This window comes from Ottowia sp. (genome assembly GCF_046348305.1).
Classification (GTDB): Bacteria; Pseudomonadota; Gammaproteobacteria; order Burkholderiales; family Burkholderiaceae_C; genus Ottowia.
Genome location: NZ_JAXMEM010000003.1, coordinates 340,357 through 360,809, shown reverse-complemented (window position 1 = coordinate 360,809; position 20,453 = coordinate 340,357). Strand labels below are relative to the sequence as shown.

The following is a 20,453-nucleotide window of genomic DNA, read 5'->3' as shown; positions in this document are numbered from 1 at the left end:
ACTCAAAGAGTCTTATGGCCGCAAAGCAGGCCGTGCCGGCGATCGCCGTGGCCGGGGTTTCCCCGGCCGCGGGCGAGCCTTGAGGGGGGGATGCCGGAACATCGCGCAGCGGGTGGAGCAAGGAGGGGGTCACTTTTTCGGCCGAAAGCGCGCCACCCGCGCCGCACCGGACTGCACCTGTCGGCGCACGCCCTGGCGCGCCTTGTACCACTGGGGCGTGGCGCCACGCTTGACGCGCCAGTTCTTGTTGGGGCGGCGATATTCGGGCGCAGGCGTCCAGCCGCCATCGGGCAACGGATCGTCCGGATGGGGCGCATCCAGGCCCGCCGTGGCCTCGTTCCAGTCCTTCTCGAAGGACGCCGAGGTCTCGCGGATGCCCTGCTCGACCTCGCGACCGGCCGACTCGACGGTCTCCTTCATCTTCTTGAGCTCGTCGATGTCCATGGCGCGGTTGACCTCGGCCTTGACGTCGGCCACGTAGCGCTGCGCCTTGCCCAGCAGCGTGCCCACGGTGCGGGCCACGCGCGGCAGTTTTTCGGGGCCGATGACGATCAGGGCCACGGCCCCGATCAGGGCCATCTTGGAGATGCCGAGATCAAGCACGAATCAGAAACCCGAAACCATCAGCCTTTTTGCTTGGCCTCGACGTCGATCGTGTCCTTGTGGACGCTGGTGTTGTTGGTGACCTGCCCGGCCGGCGCGTCGGCTGGCGCATCGGCGGCGCCGTCCTTCATGCCGTCCTTGAAGCCCTTGACGGCGCCGCCCAGGTCGGAGCCGATGTTCTTGAGCTTCTTGGTGCCGAAAATCATGACCACGATCAGCAGCACGATCAACCAGTGCCAAATCGAAAATGAACCCATGGTGCTACTCCTTGCGCCGGCGTTTGGGCGCTTCTGTGCCGATTTTAGACTGCGGGACGTTGGAACGGTTCCTGCGTCGAGACGCCACGCTCCAGAAGCGGCGCTGGGGCCCGAAGAGCCGAATGGCCGCGCAGCAGGCCAAGCCAGCGATTGCCGTGGCCGGGGTCTCCCCGGTCACAGGCGATGCCCCCTGCAAGGGGGTGGGCGAAACATCGCGCAGCAAGTGGAGACTGGGGATATTGCAGACCTAGCCCTTGCGCCAGGGGCGCGGCCCACCGATGACGTGCAGATGCAGGTGGTGCACCTCCTGCCCCGCCTCGGCGCCGGTGTTGACGACCAGTCGAAAGCCGCCCTCGGGATAGGGCTCGCAGCCCTGCTCCATGGCCAGCCGCGGGGCCAGCGCCATCATGCGGCCCAGCACGCGCTCGTGCTCGGGACCCACGTCCATCATGGAGGCGATGTGCGCCTTGGGGATGATCAGAAAGTGCACGGGCGCCCAAGGGGCGATGTCGTGAAAGGCCAGCAGTTCATCGTCCTCGTGGACCTTTCTGGACGGGATCTGGCCGGCGACGATCTTGCAGAAGATGCAGTTCGGGTCGTGCGATGGTGTGGCGCTCATGCAAAAGGGCTCCTTGCGGCGGGCAGTGGCGGTTACTCGGCTTCGGTGGCGGTGCTTTGCACGCCGATGTGCTCGACGTGGGTCTTCAGCCAGCGCTGGCCGACGCCACGGCCCAGCTCGAACAGGCGCTGCAAAAACGGAGCGTCGGCGCGCAGCTTGCTGGTGGCGCCAAAACCGGCCAGCGCCGCGCCGCCGTCCACGCGGTGCAGCAGCATCTTCTTGTAGCGAGCGGGGTCCAGCCGCCCCTCGTCGAGCAGGCGGGCCACGAAGTCGATGGCGCGAAACTCGGCCAGCAGCGGCGCATTGAAGGTGATCTCGTTGACGCGATCCATGATGTCCTGCGCGCCGGCGCTGGCGTCGAACTTGACCGCCACCGGGTTGATCTGCACCAGCACCACGTCGCTGCTGCGCGTGTTGTAGATCAGCGGATAGATGGCGGGGTTGCCCGAGTAGCCGCCGTCCCAGTACAGCTCACCCTTGATCTCCACCGGCTTGAACACCGTGGGCAGACAGGCCGAGGCCATTACGGCATCCACCGTCAGGCGCTTGCCGCTGAACACCTCGCCGACGCCGGTGCGCACGTTGGTGGCACAGACGAACACCTTCATCGCCTCGCCGCGCGCCAGCAGCTCGAAATCGACCTGTCGGCCCAGCAGGGTCCGCAAGGGGTTGACGCCCAGCGGGTTGGTTTGCGCCGGCGAAAGCCACTGCGCCCACCACGAGGCCACGGCCTGCGCCGCCGGCAAGGGCAGACCGGCGCTGAAGTTGCCCAGCAGGCCCACCTGCCCCCAGAAAGCGGACAAGGCGGCGCGCGCCGCCTCGTGCGCATCCTGGCCTTTCAAGCCGTCCAGGCGCGCGCGGGTGAGGGCGTGGGCCAGCACCACGGCGTTCATGGCGCCGGCGCTGGTGCCGCTGGCGCCCTCGAAGGCCAGGCGGCCGTCCTCCAGCAGGGCATCCAGCACGCCCCAGGTGAAGGCGCCGTGCGAGCCGCCGCCTTGCAGCGCCAGGTTGACCTCGCGCGGGCCGCTCGCCTTGGCGCCGCGCAGGCGGGGGGTACGGGTACGCGGCGCGCCCGCTGGCACCTCAGCCATTGATCGGCTTGCCGGCGTTCATCGCCACCATGCCCCGGACGATGCGATACAGGAACCAGACCGAAATGACCAGCCAGGCAATGGCGCCCGGCAGATAGAACAACAGGAAAAGAGGAAACGTGAGCACGTAGAGCACGCCCGCCCACAGCACGGTGCGGATGCGCCAGCTGAAATGGCTGGCCTGCCAGGTGCCCGCCGCATCGTCGCGCTTCACCAGGTCCATCACCAGCGCGATGATGAGCAGCGCAATGCTGACCTGCGCGCCCGGAACGACGGCCGCCACGGCCACGATCAGGTGCAGGATGTAGCTGACCCAGCCCCAGGTCTTGAGGCTGTCCTCGGGCGGCGCGCCCTTGGTGGTCACGTCGATGATGTCGTTGTTGCTCATGCACCGGCTCCTCGGTCGTTGATTTCGGTCGATTCGCGCTCGCGCACCTTGCGCAGCGCCTTTTCCTCGATGCCCGACAGGCCCTCGCGGCGCGCCAGCTCGGCCACCACGTCGGCGGACGACAGGCCGAAGTGCGCCAGCGCCACCATGCCATGAAACCACAGGTCGGCCATCTCGGCCACGATTTTTTCGCGCGCCTGCGCCGCGCCGGGTTGGTGCTCGGCGTCCTTGGCGGCCATCACCACCTCGGTGGCTTCCTCGCCGATCTTCTTGAGGAAGGCGTCGGGGCCCTTGTGCAGCAGGCGCGCGACGTAGCTGGTGTCGGGGTTGCCCCCGGCCGCCGGCTTGCGGCTTTCGATGACGGCGGTGAGGTGCGCCAGGACGTCTTGTTGCGACATGGCCCTTATTTATAGATGGATTCGGGGTCTTTCAAGACCGGATCGACGGCTTGCCAGGCGCCGTCCTTCAGCACGCTGAAAAAGCAGCTGTGCCGCCCCGTGTGGCAGGCAATGCCCGGCTGGTGGCCCAGCTGCGTGACTTTGAGCAGCACCACGTCCTGGTCGCAGTCCACGCGAATTTCATGCACCTGCTGCACATGGCCCGATTCTTCGCCCTTGAACCACAGCCGCTTGCGCGAGCGGCTGAAGTACACCGCGCGGCCCAGCTCGGCCGTCTTGGCCAGCGCCTCGCGGTTCATCCAGGCCAGCATCAGCACGTCACCCGTGCCTTGCTCCTGCGCGATCGCGGGCACCAAGCCTTGCGCGTCCCACTTGATGTCGTCCAACCAGTTCATGGGGGGATTCTCCGCGATCCGCGTGGCAGCCGCCCTGCCCTGCTCCCTCGCCCCTTTGGGGCTGAAGGCCGCGGCTCCAGTTCTGCCTGCGCGGAACTGGCCGGCCTGAAGAGTGGCGGCGTCTGGCCGCCAGCCCCGGGCTGGGGTGCGGGGCAGCGGCGCCGCCCGACGCGCGGCGGCTTGATTCAGCGCCCCGCCCTCACCCCTACCCACTCCCAGAGGGAGAGGGAGAGTCAATACCGGACGGGGGGTGGTCAATAAACGCCCTGAGCGAGCATGGCATCGGCAATTTTCACAAAGCCGGCGACGTTGGCGCCCTCGACGTAGTTCACCGTGCCGTCCTCGCGCTCGCCGTGGCGCACGCAGTTGCCGTGGATGTCCTTCATGATCTCGTGCAGGCGCAGGTCCACGTCGCTGTGCGACCAGGACAGGCGCATGGCGTTCTGGCTCATCTCCAGGCCCGAGGTGGCCACGCCGCCGGCGTTGCTGGCCTTGCCCGGCGCGTACAGGGTGCCGGCGGCCAGAAAGGCGTCCACCGCCTCCAGCGTGCTGGGCATGTTGGCGCCTTCGGCCACGCAGACCACGCCGTTGCCGATCAGGTGCTTGGCATCCGCGGCGTCCAATTCGTTTTGCGTGGCGCAGGGCAGCGCGATGTCCACCGGCACGTGCCAGGGGCGCTTGCCGGCGGCAAACTTGAGCTTGTGCTCCTTGCAGAAGTCCTGCAAGCGCCCGCGCTGCACGTTCTTGAACTCCATCAGGTCCTGCAGCATGCCGTGGGTCAGGCCGTGCTCGTGCACCAGGGTGCCGCCCGAGTCGGACAGCGTGACCACCTTGGCGCCCAGCTCCATGGCCTTCTCGGCCGCGTATTGCGCGACGTTGCCCGAGCCGGAGATGCTGACGGTGCGCCCGTCGAAGCCCATCTGCCTGCGGCGCAGCATCTCCTGCGCGAAGTACACCGTGCCGTAGCCCGTGGCCTCGGGGCGCATCAGGCTGCCGCCAAAGGCAATGCCCTTGCCGGTGAACACGCTGCTGGCGTTGTTGGCCAGCTTTTTCATCATGCCGGCCATGAAGCCGACCTCGCGCCCGCCCACGCCGATGTCGCCCGCGGGCACGTCGGTGTCGGCACCCAGGTGGCGATACAGCTCGCACATCAGCGCCTGGCAAAAGCGCATCACCTCGCCGTCGCTCTTGCCCTTGGGATCGAAGTCGCTGCCGCCCTTGCCGCCGCCCATGGGCAGCGTGGTCAGCGCGTTCTTGAAGGTCTGCTCGAAACCCAGAAACTTCAGGATCGACAGGTTGACGCTGGGGTGAAAGCGCATGCCGCCCTTGTAGGGGCCGATGGCCATGTTGTGCTGCACGCGAAAGGCGCGGTTGACCTGCGTCTGGCCCTTGTCATCGACCCACGCCACGCGAAACTGGATCGCGCGGTCGGGCTCGCACAGGCGCTCGAGCACGCCGTATTCGCGGTACCTGGGGTTCTTTTCGAGAAAGGGCCACAGCGAGATCACGACCTCGCGCACGGCTTGCAAAAATTCGGGCTGACCGGGGTCGCGGCGCTGGATGGCGCCCATGAAATCTTCAAGGCTTTGGGGGGTCAAAAGAGGCTCCTCGACAAACGGAAATCACACACGGAATTGGAACACGCGCCACCGGTGGCCGGCATGGCGCCGAAATGATGCAGATCAAGCGGGCCTGCGGGCGGCGGCCAGACGGGAAAATGGGAGTGGATGTGCCGGCGCCGTGACATGGGGCTGTGCGAGCGCACCGGCTTACAGGCGCACCGGAATGCCACGCCCGGCCATGTGCTGCTTGGCCTGCGCGACGGTGAAGGTGCCGTAGTGAAAGATGCTGGCAGCCAGCACCGCGTCGGCGCCGCCGGCCTGGATGCCGTCGGCCAGATGATCGAGCGTGCCCACGCCGCCCGAGGCGATCACGGGCACCTCGACCGCGTCGCTGACCGCGCGCGTCAGCTCCAGGTCAAAGCCGATCTTGGTGCCGTCGCGGTCCATGCTGGTCAGCAGGATCTCGCCGGCGCCGTATTCGGCCATCCGGCGCGCCCAGGCCACGGCGTCGAGGCCCGTGTTTTGCCGCCCGCCGTGGCTGTACACGTCCCAGCCGGCGCCGCGCGCGGCCACCTCGCCTGCCGTACGCCGACGCGCGTCGATGGCCACCACGATGCACTGCGCGCCGTACTTGGCCGAGGCGTCGCGGATGACCTGCGGGTTGGCGATGGCGGCCGAATTGAAGCTGGTCTTGTCGGCACCGGCGTTGAGCAGGCGGCGCACGTCGGCCACGGTGCGCACGCCGCCGCCCACGGTGAGCGGAATGAAGACCTGGCTGGCCACGGCCTCGATGATGGGCAGGATCAGGTCGCGCCCGTCGCTGGTGGCGGTGATGTCGAGAAAAGTGAGCTCGTCGGCGCCCTGCTCGTTGTAGCGCGCGGCGATCTCCACCGGATCGCCCGCGTCGCGCAGTTCGACGAAGTTGACGCCCTTGACCACGCGACCGCCGGTCACGTCCAGGCAGGGGATGATGCGTTTGGCGAGCATTGCTTGTTTGACAATTTCCATCAATCTGACAAAATCAAATTTCTGACATCAAAACGACTTATGACCACACTGAGCATTTCCGACAATGGCCGCATGCTGGTGCCGGTGGCCCTGCGCGAGCAACTGGGTTTCAAGCCCGGCACGCGGATTTATGCCGAAGTCAGGGATGGTAGCTTGGTGCTGACCTCGGCCAGCCACCGCACGGCGCAACGGCGGGCGTATTTTGCCCAAACGATGAAACGCCTGAACGTGCCCAAGGACGTGAACCTGGCCGATGAGCTGATTGCCGAGCGCCGCGCCGAAGCGGCACGCGAGTAATCGCACGCCATGTTGTACGTGCTGGATGCTTCGGCGCTGCTGGCGCTGATTCAGAACGAGCCGGGCAGCGCCGTGGTGGACGCCCTGCTCGAAGACCATGAGTGCGTGGCCAGCAGCGTCAACGTGGCCGAAGTGGGCAGCAAGCTGGCGGACAAAGGGCTGGCCCCCGACGAATGGCGCCGACTGTTGCACCAAATGGACGTGCAGGCCATCGACTTCGATGTCGAGCAAGCCAGCACCAGCGCGCTGTTGCGCCCCACGACGCGCGAGCTGGGCTTGTCGCTGGGCGATCGCGCTTGCCTGGCGCTGGCGCGCGGCATGGGGGCGACGGCCGTCACCGCAGACCGAGCGTGGGCCGATTTGGACGAGGCGGCGACGGGTGTGCACGTGCAGGTGATTCGCTGAAGTCCGCAGCACTTGGCGCGAAGACGCGCCAGCCGGAATCTTTTCACCCCTTGAGTGCGTCCGCGCGCTCTTGTGCCGCGGCGAAGTCCAGGTCGCCCGAGTAGATGGCGCGCCCGCAGATCACGCCCTCGACGCCCTCGTCCTCGACGGCGCACAGGGCTTCGATGTCGGCCATGCTCGACAAGCCCCCCGAAGCAATCACCGGGATCGACAGCGCCTGTGCCAGCGTGACGGTGGCTTCGACGTTGATGCCCGAGAGCATGCCGTCGCGGCCGATGTCGGTGTAGACGATGGACTCCACGCCCCAGTCCTCGAACTTGCGCGCCAGATCGACCACCGCGTGGCCCGTCAGCTTGCTCCAGCCGTCGGTGGCGACCTTGCCGTCTTTCGCATCGAGCCCCACGATGATGTGGCCACCGAAGGCGCTGCACGCGTCCTTCAGGAAGCCCGGGTTCTTGACGGCGGCCGTGCCGATGATGACGTAGCGCATGCCGGCGTCGATGTATTGCTCGATCGTGTCCAGGTCGCGAATGCCCCCGCCCAGCTGCACCGGAATGTCGTCGCCCACTTCCTTCAGGATGGCCTTGATGGCCCCCAGGTTCTGCGGCTTGCCGGCAAAGGCGCCGTTCAGGTCCACCAGGTGCAGGCGGCGCGCGCCCTGATCGAGCCAGTGCGCGGCCATTTCGGCCGGGGCTTCGCTGAAGGTGGTGGCCTGCGCCATGTCGCCCTGCTTGAGGCGCACGCAGTGTCCGTCCTTGAGGTCGATGGCGGGAATCAGGAGCATGATCGATTGAAGAGAAAAACCCTGGATGGGCTTGCAATGAATGCGCGAAACGCTATGAAAACAAGAGTGAGCCTGGTCAGGGGTTCCAGTGCAGAAAGTTGCGATACAGCTCCAGCCCTTGCGCCGCGCTTTTTTCGGGGTGGAACTGCGTGGCGAAAATATTATCGCGTGCGATGGCCGAGGCAAAACGGTTGCCGTACTCGGTTTCTCCAGCGCAATGCGCGGCGTCCCCCGGCTGGGCGTAGAAGCTGTGCACGAAGTAGAACCACTGGCCGTCGGCCTGTGTGCCCCACACCGGGTGCGGCCGGGTCTGATACACCCGGTTCCAGCCCATTTGCGGCACCTTGTAGCGGCTGCCGTCGGGTGCGCGGCGGCCGGCCAGATCGAAGCGCAGCACCTCGCCGGCGATCAGGCCCAGCCCGGGCGTGCCGGCGGCGCTGTGGCCCTCGGCGCTGTGGCTCAGCAGCATCTGCATGCCGACGCAGACGCCGAACAGGGGCTTGGTGGCGGCGGCCTCCAGCACCGCGTCCTGCAGGCCCGACTCGCGCAGCGCGCTCATGCAGTCGGCCATGGCGCCCTGCCCCGGCAGCACCACGCGGTGCGCGGCGCGCACCTGCGCCGGGTCGGCCGTGATGACGGCGTTGACGTGCGTGTCCTGCGTGGCGTGCAGCACGGCCTGGGCCACCGAGCGCAGGTTGCCCATGCCGTAGTCGACCACGGCCACGGTTTGATTGACTCTTGAATTCATAGCTGCTCGCGCTTGCTGGACGCGGGCCAGGACCCGATTTGACTCAAAGAACCCCTTTGGTGGACGGGATTTGCCCCGCTGCGCGCGGATCGGGCGTGAGCGCCATGCGCAGCGCGCGGCCGAAGGCCTTGAAGATGGTCTCGACCTGGTGGTGCGCGTTGACGCCCTTGAGGTTGTCGATGTGCAGCGTGACGTGGGCGTGGTTGACGAAGCCCTGGAAGAATTCGTGCACCAGCTGGGTGTCCAGCGCGCCGATCATGCCGCTGGTGAACTGCGCATCGAGCACCAGGCCGGGCCGGCCCGAGAAGTCGACCACCACGCGCGATAGCGCCTCGTCCAGCGGCACGTAGCTGTGGCCGTAGCGGGTGATGCCGGCCTTGTCGCCCACCGCCTGACGCACGGCCTGGCCGATGGCGATGCCCACGTCCTCCACGGTGTGGTGGCCGTCGATGTGCAAGTCGCCCGTGGCCTGCACCTCCAGGTCGATCAGGCCGTGGCGCGCGATCTGGTCGAGCATGTGGTCGAAAAAGCCGATGCCGGTGGCCAGCTTGGAATGGCCGGCGCCGTCCAGGTTCAGCGTGACGGTGATCTGGGTCTCGGCGGTGTTGCGCGAGACGGTGGCGGTGCGTGGGGTCGTCGTCATAGGGCGGCTTGCAGGGCGGCCAGCATCTGCGCGTTCTCGTCGGCGGTGCCCACCGTCAGGCGCAGGCACTGGGCCAGCAGAGCATGCATTTTAGAAACGTTTTTGACCAGCACGCCGCGCTCGCGCATGCCGGCAAAGGCCTTGGCGGCATCGGGCACGCGCACCAGGATCATGTTGGCCTGGCTGGGAAAGGCGTGCACGCCGGGCAGTTGGGCCAACGCTTCGAAAAGCAGAGCGCGCTGCGCCCGGATATCCCGGGCTTGCGCTGCAAACACCGCCGAATGCCCAAGGGCGAACAGCGCGCATTCGGCGTTCAGCACGCTCACGTTGTAGGGCGGTCGCACCTTGTCCAGCTCGGCCATCAGCGCGCCCTCGCCCAGCAGGTAGCCAATGCGCACGCCCGCCAGGCCGAACTTGCTGAGCGTGCGCAGGATCAGCACGTGGCGATGCGCATTGGGCGCGGCGCGCACGTTCTCGATCCAGCTGCGCGCGGCAAAGGGCTGATAGGCCTCGTCCATCACCACGAGGCCGCCTTGCGCTCCTTGAGCGGCGATGATGCGCGCGATGGCGCCTTCGTCCCACAGCGTGCCGGTGGGGTTGTTGGGGTAGGCCAGGTACACGATGGCCGGGCGGTGCTGCGCAATCGCCGCCAGCATGGCCGCCTCATCCAGCTCGAAGTCGGCGGTGAGCGGCACGCCGTGAAAGGCCAGGCCTTGCAGTTGCGCGCTCATGGCGTACATCACGAAGCCGGGCAGCGGCGCCAGGATGGACGCCCCCGGAATGTCGCAGGCCATGGCCAGCAGGCTGATCAGCTCGTCCGAGCCGTTGCCCAGCATCAGCGACCAGCCGGCGGGCGGCTGCGCGTGGCCCAGCAGCGCGGTGCGCAGCGCGTCGATGCGCTCGCCCGGATAGCGGTTGACGGCCACCTGGCCCAGGCGCTGGCCCAGCTCGGCCTGCAACGCGGGCGGCAGGCGGTGGGGGTTTTCCATCGCGTCCAGCTTGATCAGGCCGCGCGAATCCTGCACCGCGTAGGCGTGCATGCCCTGCACGTCGTGGCGAATGCGGGCGAAGGGGTTGGTGACGTCGGGATTCATGGGGGCGTTCATGTCAATCTTCCTCACCCGGCGGCAGCTCGTCCGGGCCGGTGCGAAACGGGTTGAGTACCTGCACGGTCTCAAAGCGCTGCTGATGCTGCAAGTCCTCGCTCAGCAGGAAGCGACAGCCCTGCTGCTGGGCCGAGGACACGATCAGCGCGTCCCAGTAACTCAGCGCATAGCGATCCTGCAGCGCCCAGGCGCCGTCGATCACGTAGGTATCCAGGTGCGGCGGCTGCCACTGGCGCAGATTGCGCACCTGCGCGCGCGCCTGCTGCACCGGCATCACGCCGCGAAACTTGGTGATGGCGTTGTTGTAGAACTCGTTGAGCACCTGGGTGCTGATGCGCCCACTCTGCTGCATCCAGCACCAGCGCACCCACTCGCGCGCGCGCGCCTGCTTGGGCAGGTCGCGCTCGTCCACGGTGTAGAGAAAGACGTTGGTGTCAACGAAAACGAGCGCGCTCATACATCTCGTCGCGAGTCAGGTAGGGCCCGTCGCTCACGCCCCAGGATTCGAAGCGCAGCGCCTCGCGCATGGCCTGCGCGTAGGCGTCTTCCTGGCGCATCTTCTCGGCCAGCAACTCACCCACCATGCGCGAGACGCTGCTGCCGCGCTTGGCCGCCTCGATGCGCGCCCATTCCAGCACGCTCTCGTCCACGGTGATGGTGACGTTCTTCATGCCACCAGTTTACACCTTTTTGAACACGAATTTCGTGTTGCACGAAATTCGTGTCATCAACCCGGCCCGTCAGGGCTTCTTGCGTGCCAAGCCCTCCAACGCTGCCAGGTCCAGCTTGCCCAGCGCGCCGCGCACCTCGTCGATCGACAGGTTGCTGCCCTGGGCGCTGACCACCAGCCCGTTCTTCAGGATGCTCTTGGCCTCGGCGCTGCTGCCGTCCTTCTGGTATTCCTCCTGCCGGGTGCGCCCGCCCTCCTGCCAGATTTTCTCGACCCGGCCATTGGTCTCCTTCTCGCCCTGCACCATGCCGGCGATCTGCGCCAGCGCGCTCATGCCGCCCATGTCAATGATCTCCACGCGCAGGTGCTTGTCGTCTTTCTGGTAGTCGGCGCTGACCTGCCCCACCGAAACCCCGGCGGCCGTGTTGTTCTGCGCCTCCAGCCCGGTGCGCGGCAGGCCCGCCAACTGGTCGGGCAGCGCCGCTTTCAGCGCCTGCGCGTCCACGTTGCCCTGCGCGCCGCCCAGCGCGCCCATGGCCGCGGTGGCCGCCTGCCCCGCGGCTGCCACCACGGCGGCGCTGTTGCCGTCCTTTTGCGCCTGCTCCATCTGGCGCGTGGCCTCCTGCATCTTCTGGCTGGCGGCCTCCAGCGCGGCGGTGTTGATGTCCACCTTGCCCTGCGGCGTGGTGATCGAAACGCCCTCGCTGCCGTGCATCAGCGCGCGGTGCGGCGTGAACAGCGCCGTGACCGCGCCCAGGATCAGCCCGATCACCACGCCGGCGATCAGCACCACCACGGTGTAGACCATGGACTTTTCCGGCGGGTTCTTCATCAGCACCGGCAACCCGGTGTAGATCAGGTAGATCGAATACAGCGCTGCCAGCAGCCCCAGGATGGACAGCGCGGGCAGCAGGCTGAACACCCCGCCCACCAGCGCCGCCGTGCTGGCGTATACCGTCAACTTGAGCGCCTGGATGGGGCTTTGCACCCCGCCGAAGCGCGGCGCCAGCGCGTTGACGATGAGCGAGAGCACGTAGATGCCCACCAGGCTGAGCACATAGGACACCACCAGGTTGGCCAGTCCCAGCAGCAGTGGCACGCGCACCGTGATGCCGAAGCCCCCGACCCCGATCAGCGACATGCCGATGAAGCCGCACAGCGCCGGAATGGCGGCCAGCCACACGAGATAGTCCTTGTACAGCCCCGCCGGCGTGGCCGGCTCGGCCTCGATGGCGGCCCAGGTGGGCTTGGGGTTGAGCAGGATGCTTTTGACGCGGTCGACGAGTGCCAAGACAAACCTCCTTTGTCGCGCCGGACGGCGCTCGGTTGCCGCGCGAATGGTACCCGCGTCGCGCTACCAGCGGTCCGAACGAATGCGCGGCTCCCACTGGCCGCGCTGCACCTGGTACACGCCCACGGCACCGTAGCGCTGCTCGCCGCTCTTCTCCCACTTCATGTACTGCGTCACCGGAGCGTAGCTGTCGAGCTTGCGCAGTCTCGCCGTGATGTCCTTGGGCGCGACCGATTTGGCAGCCTGCATGGCGCTGGCCACCATGTACATGCTGTCGTAGGTGTAGTGGGCGCCATAGGCCACCGGGACCTTGAAGGTCCCCAGGTACTTTTCCAGGAAGGCCGGGCCGGCGGCGAACTCCTTGGCATCGAGGATCGGCGACGTCGCGAAGATGGCCTGGATCAGGCCCTCGGCCTTCAGCACTTCGTTGGTCTTGAGCGTGTCGCCCCCCAGCACCCGCACGTCGACATGATCCACCGCCTTGAGCGCCTGGATCAGCGCGACGACCTGGAAATCGTTGAGCGTGGTGACGATCACCCCGACCTTGTCGGCCTTGAGCTTGGCGGCCAACGGACCAAAGGCCACGGTCTTGCCGTCGAATGATTCGTGCAGCACCACCTCGCGCTGCTTGGCCTTGAGTTGCACGATCGCGCCGTCGGTCAGCCCCTTGCCGTAGGGCGTGCCATCGTCGAGCCCGGCATAGCGGACGGCGCCGAACTGCTCGGCCGCAAACGCGCCGATGGCGCGCGCCTGCAGATCGTCGTTGGCCACCAGGCGAAAGGTGGTGTCGTAGCCCAGCTGCGTGTATTTCGGATTGGTGGAAATGGCCAGTTGCGCGAGGCCGGCCGCGGCATAGATCGGCGCTGCCTCGATGCTGACGCCCGAGTTCAGATGCCCGATCACGGCCACCACGCCGGCATCGACCAGTTGCTGCGCGCCCGCCTTGCCGGCGGCGGCGTCGGATTTGTCGTCCACCGCCACGATCTCCAGCTTCACCCGCTTGCCACCGATCGAGTAGCCGGCCGCGTTGAGCTCGTCAACCGCCAGTTGCACGCCATTGCGCAAATCCTGGCCCAGGGCGCCGATCGGCCCGCTCAAGGGTTGGGCGACGCCGATCTTGACGGTGTCAGGAATTCGGCTGCAGCCGCTCAGCAAGCCGCCACCCACCCAGGGCGCCAGGACCACGCCAGCCGAAAATTTCCGGCGATTCAACAAACTGGATTTCATGCAACATCCCATCACACAAGTTACGTATGTTGCTGATGTAGCAGAAGTCCATGAAAAAGCCGATGGGGTAATTCCTTGGTTTGATTTTTATCAAGATTGGGCAGCCAAATTTGTCACGAATTGCGGCATTTTGAAAACCACGTCTTGCGCCCGCACCGCGGCGCGCGCCGCTCCACCCATGCGAACGTCGCGGCCCGGCCGGTGCGCGCAAGGCACCGCCGCACCGACAGCCACGCGATTTATTTGAGCCGCAGTTCCGCCGCTCCCGCGTGCGCCTGCAGGCCCTCGCCGCGCGCCAGCACGCTGGCGATGCGGCCGATTTTTTGCGCCCCGGCCTCGCTCACCTCGATCAGGCTGGTGCGCTTTTGAAAGTCGTACACCGACAGCGGTGACGAGAAACGCGCCGTGCCGCTGGTGGGCAGCACGTGGTTGGGGCCAGCGCAGTAGTCGCCCAGGCTTTCGCTGGTGAAGGCGCCCAGAAAGATGGCGCCGGCATGCTTGAGCAGGGGCTCCCAGCGGTGCGGCTCGCGGCTGGCCACCTCCAGGTGCTCGGGCGCGATGCGGTTGGCGATGGCGCAGGCTTCCTCCATGCCGCGGGTGTGGATGAGCGCGCCGCGGTCGGCCAGGCTCTTGGCGATGATGTCAAAGCGCGGCAGCGTGGGCAGCAGCCGGTTCATGGCGGCCTGCACCTGGTCGATGTAGCCCGCGTCGGGGCACAGCAGGATGGCCTGCGCCAGTTCGTCGTGCTCGGCCTGGCTGAACAAATCCATCGCCACCCAATCGGCCGGCGTGCTGCCGTCGGCCAGCACCAGGATTTCGCTGGGGCCGGCGATCATGTCGATGCCGACCTGGCCGAACACGCGCTTCTTGGCGCTGGCCACGTAGGCGTTGCCGGGGCCGGTGATCTTGTCCACCTTGGGAATCGCCGCCGTGCCGTACGCCAGCGCCGCCACGGCCTGCGCGCCGCCGACGGTGAAGGCGCGCGTGACGCCGGCCACGTGGGCGGCGGCCAGCACCAGCGGGTTCTTGTCCCCCTTCGGCGTGGGCACCACCATGATGATCTCGCCCACGCCGGCCACGTGCGCCGGAATGGCGTTCATCAGCACGCTGCTGGGATAGGCGGCCTTGCCGCCGGGCACGTAGATGCCCACGCGCGCCAGGGGCGTCACCTTCTGGCCCAGCAGGGTGCCGTCCTCGTCGCGGTAGGTGGCCGTCTCGCCGCCCTGGGTTTTTTGCCACTCGTGGTAGCGGCGGATGCGCCCGGCTGCGGCTTGCAGGGCCTGGCGCTGCTCGGCAGGCAAGCCGTCGAAGGCGGCGGCCAGCTCGTCGGCCTTGAGCTGCAGCGCGCCCATGCCGGCGGCCTGCACGCCGTCGAAGCGGGCGGTGTACTCCAGCACGGCCGCATCGCCGCGCGCGCGCACGTCGGCCAGGATGGCGGCCACGCGCTCTTCGATGGCGGCGTCCTGCTCGGCGCTCCAGTGCAGGCGTGCGCGAAATTGTTGCTCGAAATCAGCGTCAGCGGTTGACAGACGGGCGGGAGCAGCTATCAAAGTCATACCATCTCGGGGTTGGCGGCGCGGGCAAAGGCGTCGATGATGGGGCGAATCTGCGCGGTCTTGAGCTTGAGCGCGGCCTGGTTGACGACCAGGCGCGAGCTGATGTCCATGATGTGCTCGACCTCGACCAGGTTGTTGGCCTTGAGCGTCTTGCCGGTGCTGACCAGATCGACGATGGCCTCGGCCAGGCCGGTGAGCGGGGCCAGCTCCATGCTGCCGTAGAGCTTGACCAGATCGACGTGCACGCCCTTGTCGGCAAAGAAATTGCGGGCAATCGCCGTGTACTTGGTGGCCACGGTGATGCGGCTGCCCTGGCGCACGGCATGCGCGTAGTCAAAGCCCACGGGCGCGGCCACGGCCATGTGGCACTTGGCAATCTGCAAATCCAGCGGTTGATAGAGCCCGGCGCCGCCATGCTCGATCAGGGTGTCCAGCCCGGTCACGCCCAAGTCGGCCCCGCCGTATTCGACATAGGTGGGCACGTCGGTGGCGCGCACCAGCACCACGCGCACGTCGGCCTGGTTGGTGGGCAGGATCAGCTTGCGCGAGGTCTCGGGGTCTTCGGTCACCGTGATGCCGGCAGCGGCCAGCAGCGGCAGGGTCTCGTCGAAGATGCGGCCTTTGGAGAGGGCAAGGGTGATCATGCGGAAACTCGGGTGATGTCGGCGCCCAGCCCGCGCAGTTTTTCTTCCATCTGGTCGTAGCCGCGGTCCAGGTGGTAGATGCGGTCGACCACGGTCTCGCCCTCGGCCACCAGGCCGGCAATCACCAGGCTGGCCGAGGCGCGCAGGTCGGTGGCCATCACGCGCGCGCCCGACAGGCGGCTCACGCCCTCGATCACGGCGTTGCGCCCGTCCACCTGAACCTGCGCGCCCAGGCGCAGGAGCTCGTTGACGTGCATGAAGCGGTTTTCAAAAATGGTCTCGGTGACCAGGCTGGAGCCCGCCGCCACGCAGTTGAGCGCCATGAACTGCGCCTGCATGTCGGTCGGAAAGCCCGGGTATTCGCTGGTGCGAAAGCCCTGGGCCTTGAGCGCGGCGGCGCCGGGGCTGCGCACGCGCAGGCCGCCCTCCTCGCACTCCAGCGCCGCGCCGGCGTCGCGCAGCTTGTCGATCACCGCGTCCAGGTGGTCGGCCCGCGCGTGGCGCAGCAGCGCGTCGCCCCCCGTGGCCGCCACGGCGCAGGCAAAGGTGCCAGCCTCGATGCGGTCGGCCACCACGGCGTGCGTGCAGCCGTGCAACTGCTGCACGCCCTGCACGCGGATGCGGCTGGTGCCCTGGCCCTCGATGCGCGCGCCCATCTTGACGAGCAGCTCGGCCAGGTCGATCACCTCGGGCTCCTGCGCGGCGTTTTCCAGCACCGTCTCGCCCTCGGCCAGGCAGGCGGCCATCAACAGGTTCTCGGTGCCGGTGACGGTGATCACGTCGGTGGTGATGCGCGCGCCCTGCAAGCGGCTGCGGCCGGGCGACAGCCGCGCCACCATGTAGCCGTGCTCCACCGCGATCTCGGCGCCCATGGCCTGCAGGCCCTTGATGTGCTGGTCCACCGGGCGCGATCCGATGGCGCAGCCGCCGGGCAGCGACACCCGCGCGCGGCCAAAGCGCGCCAGCAGCGGCCCCAGCACCAGCACCGAGGCACGCATGGTCTTGACCAGCTCGTAGGGCGCCTCGGGGTTCAGGCCATCGGGCGCGACAAAGTCCATGCCGCCGCGCTCGCCGTGCGTCACGGTCGCCACGCCCATGTGCTCCAGCAGTCGGCGCATGGTGCGAACGTCGTGCAGGCGCGGCACGTTGGTCAGCTGCACCGGCTCGCTGGTGAGCAAGGCCGCGCACATCTCGGGCAGCGCCGCGTTCTTGGCGCCGGAGACCAGCACCTCGCCCTTCAGGGGCCGTCCGCCGCGGATCAGCAATTGGTCCATGTTGCTCTGGTTTTCAAAACAAATCGGCCGGTTGCGCGTGTCCTGATTGCGCAACCGGCTATCAAATCAATAGTTACCTGGCCTGCGCCGCCCATTCGGCGGGGGTGAAGGTGCGCATCGACAGCGCGTGCACCGCCTCGGACTGCATCTCGCTGTCCAGCGTGGCATACACCAGCTGGTGGCGCGCGATCGGCCGCTTGCCCTCGAACTGCGCCGAGACGATGACGGCAAACCAGTGACGGCCGTCGCCCTCGACCTGCACGTGCTCGCAGGGCAGGCCGGCGGCGATGAGTTGTTGGATCTGTTCAGCGTTCATTTGGGTGTTGGGCGTTGTCGGCGGGATGGGTTGTCGGAAGTTCACGTTCAACGCTCAACGCCAAACGCCAAACCTCATCCACATCAGTTTCTCAGCTTGTAGCCCGTCTTCAGCAAATGCAGCGTCAGCGCCGACACCGCCAGCAGGCTGGCCAGGGCGACGCCAAAGCTGAACCAGGGCGAGACATCGCTCACGCCGAAAAAGCCGTAGCGCAGGCCGTCGATCATGTAGAAGAAGGGATTGAACTGACTCACCGTATGCCACACGGGCGGCAGCGAGTGGATGGAATAAAACACGCCGGCCAAAAACGTCATGGGCATGACGATGAAGTTCTGGAACACCGCCATCTGGTCGAACTTGTCGGCCCACAGGCCGGCCAGCAGGCCCAGCACGCCCATCAGCGCAGCGCCCAGCACGGCAAACACCACGATCCAGCCCAGCGCGGCGGCCTGCGGCGGGGCATACCACAGCGTGACGACGTAAACGCCCAGGCCCACCATCAGCCCGCGCAGGATGGCCGCGCCCACGTAGGCGATGAACCAGTGCCAGGCGCCCAGCGGGGTGAGCAACAGAAACACCAGGTTGCCCATGATCTTGCTTTGCACCAGGCTGGAGGCGCTGTTGGCAAAGGCGTTTTGCAGCACGCTCATCATCACCAGGCCCGGCACCAGAAAGGCCACGTAGCTGACGCCCGGGTAGACCTGCACGCGCCCTTCCATCACGTGGCCGAAGATCAGCAGGTACAGCACGCTGGTGAGCACGGGCGCGGCAATGGTCTGCAAGGCCACGCGCCAAAAGCGCAGCACCTCCTTGGTCAGCAGCATCTTCCAGCCGTCTTCAGGGGCGGGCAGCGCGTGCAGGTGGTGGGCCATCTGCGGCGGCGGGGTCGAGCCAAGGGGCGCGGCCGAACCGAGGGTCTGCTGGCCGTTCATGGCGCAGTCTCCAGCGCCGCGGCCTGGCTATCGCGCGGCGCGCTCATCAGGGTGATGAAGACATCCTCCAGGTCGGCCTTGCGGATTTCGAGGTCCTCCACCCGCACGCCGCCCTGGCGCAGCGCGGCCAGCTGGCGCTCGATCTCGTCCGTGTCCTGCACCGGCAGCTCGACGATGCGCCCGGTCACGCGCGCCAGCCGCGCTTGTCCGGGCGGCAGCGCATCATCGGTCTTGAAGTACAGCACCTTGGCGGCGGCATTGTTCAGCAGCGCGCTCAGGCGGTCCAGCGCAATCACGCGCCCCAGCTTGAGCATGGCGATGCGCTGGCACAGCGCCTCGGCCTCTTCCAGGTAGTGCGTGGTCAGCAGCACGGTGTGGCCCTGGTGGTTGAGGCCGGCGACGAACTGCCACAGGCTCTGGCGCAGCTCCACGTCCACGCCGGCGGTGGGCTCGTCCAGCACGATGACCGGCGGCTTGTGCACCAGCGCCTGCGCCACCAGCACGCGCCGCTTCATGCCGCCCGACAACTGGCGCATGTTGGCGCCGGCCTTGTCCTGCAGGCCCAGGCCGTGCAGCAGCGCGTCGATCCAGTCGTCGTTGTGGTGCAGGCCAAAGTAGCCGGATTGAAAGCGCAGGGCCTCGCGCACGGTGAAAAACGGGTCGAACACCAGCTCCTGCGGCACGATGCCCAGATGGCGGCGCGCCTGCACGAAATCGGTTTGCACGTCGAAGCCGTGCACCAGCACGCGCCCGGCGGTGGGCCGCGCCAGGCCGGCCAGGATGGAAATCAGGGTGGTCTTGCCGGCGCCGTTGGGGCCGAGCAGGCCAAAAAACTCACCCTCGTGGATGTCGAAACTGACATCGTCGAGGGCCTTGAGGGGGGGTGGACCGGATTTCCCGGCGCTGGCGTAGACCTTGGAAACCGATTGAAAGCTGATCGCGGGCATGAAGCCCTCGATTGTACGATTTCAGGGGTTTTCAGGCTGGAATCGGCGCGCTCGGCGCCTCGTCGGCCAGCAGGCCGCTCACGCCGTACAGGCCGGCCAGTGTGCGCAGGCGCGGCGCCAGGCCCCGCACGGCCAGCGTCTTGTCATGGCGCTGGCAGATGCGACGCAGCGACAGCAGCACCGCCAGCGCCGACGAGTCGAAGCGCTGCAGCGCCGTGGCGTCGACCACCACCTGCGGCTCGCGCTCGGCGGTGGCGGCCTTGCGCAGCAGATCCAGGCAGGCGCGGGCCTGCATGTGGGTCAGTTCGGCGGGCAAAACCAGCATCTCAGTTAACCATGGCGCGGCGCGCCACCCGCAGCGCATGAAACCCAAAGAGCCAGAAGGCCGCGGAGCAGGCCAGCCCATCGATCGCCGTGGCCGGGGTCTCCCCGGCCAGTGGCGATGCCCCATTGAGCGCCGCTCGGCCGCCCGAAGGCGCGAAGGCCCCCCATGGGGGGCAGCGCACCACGCGCAGCGGGGGAGCGTGGGGGGGCCGATTTTTGGGGAAGGCGGAACATCGCGCAGCGAGTGGAGACTGGGGGTGTGTCATTTCCCCGCCGCGTTGGCCTGGTTGCGATCGGCCAGGGCCTTGATCAGGCCGTCGATGCCGTTCTGGTTGATCTGCTCGCCGAACTGCGAGCGGTAGTTGGTGACCAGCCACACCCCCAGCACGTTGAGGTCGAAGATCTTCCAACCCGCGCCCTGCCCCGGCGTGCGCTCGAGCCGGTAGTCCAGCTGGATCGGGTCGCCCCGGCCCGTGACCTGGGTGCGCACCAGCACCTCCTTGTCGTCGGCGCCGGCGCGCATGGGCCTGACCTCGACCGTCTGGTCGCTGACCTGCCTGAGTGCGCCGGCGTAGGTGCGCACCAGCAGAATCTTGAATTCGTCTTGCAGCTTCTGGCGCTGCTCGGGCGTGGCGCGGCGCCAGGCCGGGCCGGTGGCCGACGCGGTCATGCGCACGAAGTCGACGTTGGGCATGATCTTGCTGTCGACGATGGCGATCAGCGCCTTGAGGTTGCCGCCCTGGATGGACTTGTCGGCGCGGATCATGTCGAGCACCTCGTTGGACAGGCGCTTGATCAGGGCATCGGGCGCCTCGTCGGCCGCCCGCGCCCAGGGCGCCACGCCCAGCAGGGCCACGCCCACGGCGCTGGCGGCGGATTGCAGGAGGCGGCGGCGATGGATCGGGTTCATGGTCATGATGATGGCTTGCGGTGCCCCCCGCGGGCAGCAGGGCGGGTCAAGGAATCCC

General features: G+C 67.4%; 28 protein-coding genes. 3 read left to right on the top strand and 25 right to left on the bottom strand.

Translation table 11 applies throughout. The annotated features are described in order from the left end of the window. Window positions 1-129 precede the first annotated feature (129 nt). The 9 genes from tatB to hisF all read right to left on the bottom strand — a co-directional run bounded on the left by tatB (window position 130) and on the right by hisF (window position 6,300). Entirely contained in the window at window positions 130-603 is a 474-nt protein-coding gene (gene tatB / locus U1F38_RS01800) for a Sec-independent protein translocase protein TatB (protein WP_409985342.1), read from the bottom strand. Between the two features lie 20 nt (window positions 604-623). After that, window positions 624-860, bottom strand: coding sequence for a Sec-independent protein translocase subunit TatA (gene tatA / locus U1F38_RS01795; protein ID WP_409985341.1), 237 nt, complete (start codon window positions 858-860; stop codon window positions 624-626). Between the two features lie 247 nt (window positions 861-1,107). Beyond that, the gene (locus U1F38_RS01790; RefSeq protein ID WP_409985340.1) at window positions 1,108-1,479 is read right to left on the bottom strand and encodes a histidine triad nucleotide-binding protein; all 372 of its coding nucleotides are present in this window, start codon (window positions 1,477-1,479) and stop codon (window positions 1,108-1,110) included. A gap of 32 nt (window positions 1,480-1,511) precedes the next feature. Continuing rightward, window positions 1,512-2,570 (bottom strand): patatin-like phospholipase family protein, encoded by a 1,059-nt coding sequence (locus U1F38_RS01785; RefSeq protein ID WP_409985339.1) that lies wholly within the window; start codon window positions 2,568-2,570, stop codon window positions 1,512-1,514. Continuing rightward, entirely contained in the window at window positions 2,563-2,958 is a 396-nt protein-coding gene (locus tag U1F38_RS01780; protein ID WP_409985338.1) for a DUF4870 family protein, read from the bottom strand. The genes U1F38_RS01785 and U1F38_RS01780 overlap by 8 nt, the downstream gene beginning before the upstream one ends. After that, entirely contained in the window at window positions 2,955-3,356 is a 402-nt protein-coding gene (locus U1F38_RS01775) for a phosphoribosyl-ATP diphosphatase (protein WP_409985337.1), read from the bottom strand. The genes U1F38_RS01780 and U1F38_RS01775 overlap by 4 nt, the downstream gene beginning before the upstream one ends. Window positions 3,357-3,361: 5 nt before the next feature. After that, window positions 3,362-3,751, bottom strand: coding sequence for a phosphoribosyl-AMP cyclohydrolase (gene hisI, locus U1F38_RS01770; RefSeq protein WP_409985336.1), 390 nt, complete (start codon window positions 3,749-3,751; stop codon window positions 3,362-3,364). 254 nt (window positions 3,752-4,005) lie between these two features. Continuing rightward, on the bottom strand, window positions 4,006-5,349 hold the full coding sequence (gdhA, locus tag U1F38_RS01765; RefSeq protein WP_409985335.1) for an NADP-specific glutamate dehydrogenase: 1,344 nt from the start codon (window positions 5,347-5,349) through the stop codon (window positions 4,006-4,008). Window positions 5,350-5,520: 171 nt separating this feature from the next. After that, the gene (hisF, locus tag U1F38_RS01760; RefSeq protein ID WP_409985334.1) at window positions 5,521-6,300 is read right to left on the bottom strand and encodes an imidazole glycerol phosphate synthase subunit HisF; all 780 of its coding nucleotides are present in this window, start codon (window positions 6,298-6,300) and stop codon (window positions 5,521-5,523) included. Between the two features lie 60 nt (window positions 6,301-6,360). Here hisF and U1F38_RS01755 point away from each other — a divergent pair, with 60 nt between their 5' ends. Beyond that, window positions 6,361-6,618: an AbrB/MazE/SpoVT family DNA-binding domain-containing protein gene (locus U1F38_RS01755; RefSeq protein ID WP_409985333.1), complete on the top strand. Its 258-nt coding sequence runs from the start codon at window positions 6,361-6,363 to the stop codon at window positions 6,616-6,618. 9 nt (window positions 6,619-6,627) lie between these two features. Beyond that, window positions 6,628-7,023: a type II toxin-antitoxin system VapC family toxin gene (locus tag U1F38_RS01750; RefSeq protein WP_409985332.1), complete on the top strand. Its 396-nt coding sequence runs from the start codon at window positions 6,628-6,630 to the stop codon at window positions 7,021-7,023. Window positions 7,024-7,066: 43 nt separating this feature from the next. Here the strand turns inward: U1F38_RS01750 and hisA are convergent, their stop codons facing one another. From hisA to U1F38_RS01710, 8 genes are all read right to left on the bottom strand, one after another. Continuing rightward, a complete protein-coding gene (hisA, locus tag U1F38_RS01745; protein ID WP_409985331.1) occupies window positions 7,067-7,807 on the bottom strand; it encodes a 1-(5-phosphoribosyl)-5-[(5-phosphoribosylamino)methylideneamino]imidazole-4-carboxamide isomerase in 741 nt (246 codons plus the stop codon). A gap of 76 nt (window positions 7,808-7,883) precedes the next feature. After that, window positions 7,884-8,555: an imidazole glycerol phosphate synthase subunit HisH gene (gene hisH / locus U1F38_RS01740; protein WP_409985330.1), complete on the bottom strand. Its 672-nt coding sequence runs from the start codon at window positions 8,553-8,555 to the stop codon at window positions 7,884-7,886. Between the two features lie 43 nt (window positions 8,556-8,598). After that, window positions 8,599-9,198, bottom strand: a complete 600-nt coding sequence (hisB, locus tag U1F38_RS01735; protein ID WP_409985329.1) for an imidazoleglycerol-phosphate dehydratase HisB — start codon at window positions 9,196-9,198, stop codon at window positions 8,599-8,601. Next, a complete protein-coding gene (hisC, locus tag U1F38_RS01730; RefSeq protein ID WP_409985328.1) occupies window positions 9,195-10,304 on the bottom strand; it encodes a histidinol-phosphate transaminase in 1,110 nt (369 codons plus the stop codon). The genes hisB and hisC overlap by 4 nt, the downstream gene beginning before the upstream one ends. A gap of 1 nt (window position 10,305) precedes the next feature. Further along, window positions 10,306-10,761: a PIN domain-containing protein gene (locus U1F38_RS01725; protein WP_409985327.1), complete on the bottom strand. Its 456-nt coding sequence runs from the start codon at window positions 10,759-10,761 to the stop codon at window positions 10,306-10,308. Continuing rightward, on the bottom strand, window positions 10,739-10,975 hold the full coding sequence (locus U1F38_RS01720) for a CopG family transcriptional regulator (protein WP_409985326.1): 237 nt from the start codon (window positions 10,973-10,975) through the stop codon (window positions 10,739-10,741). The genes U1F38_RS01725 and U1F38_RS01720 overlap by 23 nt, the downstream gene beginning before the upstream one ends. 69 nt (window positions 10,976-11,044) lie before the next feature. Further along, window positions 11,045-12,265, bottom strand: coding sequence for a Yip1 family protein (locus U1F38_RS01715; protein WP_409985325.1), 1,221 nt, complete (start codon window positions 12,263-12,265; stop codon window positions 11,045-11,047). A gap of 63 nt (window positions 12,266-12,328) precedes the next feature. Next, window positions 12,329-13,492, bottom strand: coding sequence for a branched-chain amino acid ABC transporter substrate-binding protein (locus U1F38_RS01710; RefSeq protein ID WP_409985324.1), 1,164 nt, complete (start codon window positions 13,490-13,492; stop codon window positions 12,329-12,331). On the opposite strand from U1F38_RS01710, the gene U1F38_RS01705 reads away from it, so the two are divergent. Beyond that, on the top strand, window positions 13,491-13,739 hold the full coding sequence (locus tag U1F38_RS01705) for a hypothetical protein (RefSeq protein WP_409985323.1): 249 nt from the start codon (window positions 13,491-13,493) through the stop codon (window positions 13,737-13,739). The genes U1F38_RS01710 and U1F38_RS01705 overlap by 2 nt on opposite strands. Here U1F38_RS01705 and hisD read toward each other — a convergent pair. From hisD to U1F38_RS01665, 8 genes are all read right to left on the bottom strand, one after another. Then, window positions 13,732-15,048 (bottom strand): histidinol dehydrogenase, encoded by a 1,317-nt coding sequence (gene hisD / locus U1F38_RS01700; protein ID WP_409985322.1) that lies wholly within the window; start codon window positions 15,046-15,048, stop codon window positions 13,732-13,734. The two genes, U1F38_RS01705 and hisD, sit on opposite strands and share 8 nt — an antisense overlap. Next, window positions 15,045-15,692: an ATP phosphoribosyltransferase gene (gene hisG / locus U1F38_RS01695; RefSeq protein WP_409985321.1), complete on the bottom strand. Its 648-nt coding sequence runs from the start codon at window positions 15,690-15,692 to the stop codon at window positions 15,045-15,047. The genes hisD and hisG overlap by 4 nt, the downstream gene beginning before the upstream one ends. Then, window positions 15,689-16,966, bottom strand: coding sequence for a UDP-N-acetylglucosamine 1-carboxyvinyltransferase (murA, locus tag U1F38_RS01690; protein ID WP_409985320.1), 1,278 nt, complete (start codon window positions 16,964-16,966; stop codon window positions 15,689-15,691). Before murA ends, hisG begins: the two co-directional genes overlap by 4 nt. A 73-nt stretch (window positions 16,967-17,039) precedes the next feature. Beyond that, a complete protein-coding gene (locus U1F38_RS01685; RefSeq protein WP_409985319.1) occupies window positions 17,040-17,282 on the bottom strand; it encodes a BolA family protein in 243 nt (80 codons plus the stop codon). A gap of 83 nt (window positions 17,283-17,365) precedes the next feature. Next, the gene (locus U1F38_RS01680; protein WP_409985784.1) at window positions 17,366-18,154 is read right to left on the bottom strand and encodes an ABC transporter permease; all 789 of its coding nucleotides are present in this window, start codon (window positions 18,152-18,154) and stop codon (window positions 17,366-17,368) included. A gap of 56 nt (window positions 18,155-18,210) precedes the next feature. After that, a complete protein-coding gene (locus U1F38_RS01675) occupies window positions 18,211-19,161 on the bottom strand; it encodes an ABC transporter ATP-binding protein (protein WP_409985318.1) in 951 nt (316 codons plus the stop codon). A gap of 31 nt (window positions 19,162-19,192) precedes the next feature. Further along, entirely contained in the window at window positions 19,193-19,486 is a 294-nt protein-coding gene (locus U1F38_RS01670; RefSeq protein ID WP_409985317.1) for a lipid asymmetry maintenance protein MlaB, read from the bottom strand. Between the two features lie 261 nt (window positions 19,487-19,747). Beyond that, complete coding sequence (locus tag U1F38_RS01665; protein WP_409985316.1) at window positions 19,748-20,401, bottom strand: phospholipid-binding protein MlaC; 654 nt, start codon at window positions 20,399-20,401, stop codon at window positions 19,748-19,750. Between the last annotated feature and the right edge of the window lie 52 nt (window positions 20,402-20,453).

Bases quoted from the DNA above. Each gene is read 5' to 3' on its own strand.
- tatA (WP_409985341.1), bottom strand. From the start codon at position 860: ATGGGTTCATTTTCGATTTGGCACTGGTTGATCGTGCTGCTGATCGTG.
- U1F38_RS01790 (WP_409985340.1), bottom strand. From the start codon at position 1,479: ATGAGCGCCACACCATCGCACGACCCGAACTGCATCTTCTGCAAGATC.
- U1F38_RS01785 (WP_409985339.1), bottom strand. From the start codon at position 2,570: ATGGCTGAGGTGCCAGCGGGCGCGCCGCGTACCCGTACCCCCCGCCTG.
- U1F38_RS01780 (WP_409985338.1), bottom strand. From the start codon at position 2,958: ATGAGCAACAACGACATCATCGACGTGACCACCAAGGGCGCGCCGCCC.
- U1F38_RS01775 (WP_409985337.1), bottom strand. From the start codon at position 3,356: ATGTCGCAACAAGACGTCCTGGCGCACCTCACCGCCGTCATCGAAAGC.
- hisI (WP_409985336.1), bottom strand. From the start codon at position 3,751: ATGAACTGGTTGGACGACATCAAGTGGGACGCGCAAGGCTTGGTGCCC.
- hisF (WP_409985334.1), bottom strand. From the start codon at position 6,300: ATGCTCGCCAAACGCATCATCCCCTGCCTGGACGTGACCGGCGGTCGC.
- U1F38_RS01755 (WP_409985333.1), top strand. From the start codon at position 6,361: ATGACCACACTGAGCATTTCCGACAATGGCCGCATGCTGGTGCCGGTG.
- U1F38_RS01750 (WP_409985332.1), top strand. From the start codon at position 6,628: ATGTTGTACGTGCTGGATGCTTCGGCGCTGCTGGCGCTGATTCAGAAC.
- hisA (WP_409985331.1), bottom strand. From the start codon at position 7,807: ATGCTCCTGATTCCCGCCATCGACCTCAAGGACGGACACTGCGTGCGC.
- hisH (WP_409985330.1), bottom strand. From the start codon at position 8,555: ATGAATTCAAGAGTCAATCAAACCGTGGCCGTGGTCGACTACGGCATG.
- hisB (WP_409985329.1), bottom strand. From the start codon at position 9,198: ATGACGACGACCCCACGCACCGCCACCGTCTCGCGCAACACCGCCGAG.
- hisC (WP_409985328.1), bottom strand. From the start codon at position 10,304: ATGAACGCCCCCATGAATCCCGACGTCACCAACCCCTTCGCCCGCATT.
- U1F38_RS01725 (WP_409985327.1), bottom strand. From the start codon at position 10,761: ATGAGCGCGCTCGTTTTCGTTGACACCAACGTCTTTCTCTACACCGTG.
- U1F38_RS01720 (WP_409985326.1), bottom strand. From the start codon at position 10,975: ATGAAGAACGTCACCATCACCGTGGACGAGAGCGTGCTGGAATGGGCG.
- U1F38_RS01705 (WP_409985323.1), top strand. From the start codon at position 13,491: ATGCAACATCCCATCACACAAGTTACGTATGTTGCTGATGTAGCAGAA.
- U1F38_RS01710 (WP_409985324.1), bottom strand. From the start codon at position 13,492: ATGAAATCCAGTTTGTTGAATCGCCGGAAATTTTCGGCTGGCGTGGTC.
- hisD (WP_409985322.1), bottom strand. From the start codon at position 15,048: ATGACTTTGATAGCTGCTCCCGCCCGTCTGTCAACCGCTGACGCTGAT.
- hisG (WP_409985321.1), bottom strand. From the start codon at position 15,692: ATGATCACCCTTGCCCTCTCCAAAGGCCGCATCTTCGACGAGACCCTG.
- murA (WP_409985320.1), bottom strand. From the start codon at position 16,966: ATGGACCAATTGCTGATCCGCGGCGGACGGCCCCTGAAGGGCGAGGTG.
- U1F38_RS01685 (WP_409985319.1), bottom strand. From the start codon at position 17,282: ATGAACGCTGAACAGATCCAACAACTCATCGCCGCCGGCCTGCCCTGC.
- U1F38_RS01680 (WP_409985784.1), bottom strand. From the start codon at position 18,154: ATGGCCCACCACCTGCACGCGCTGCCCGCCCCTGAAGACGGCTGGAAG.
- U1F38_RS01675 (WP_409985318.1), bottom strand. From the start codon at position 19,161: ATGCCCGCGATCAGCTTTCAATCGGTTTCCAAGGTCTACGCCAGCGCC.
- U1F38_RS01670 (WP_409985317.1), bottom strand. From the start codon at position 19,486: ATGCTGGTTTTGCCCGCCGAACTGACCCACATGCAGGCCCGCGCCTGC.
- U1F38_RS01665 (WP_409985316.1), bottom strand. From the start codon at position 20,401: ATGACCATGAACCCGATCCATCGCCGCCGCCTCCTGCAATCCGCCGCC.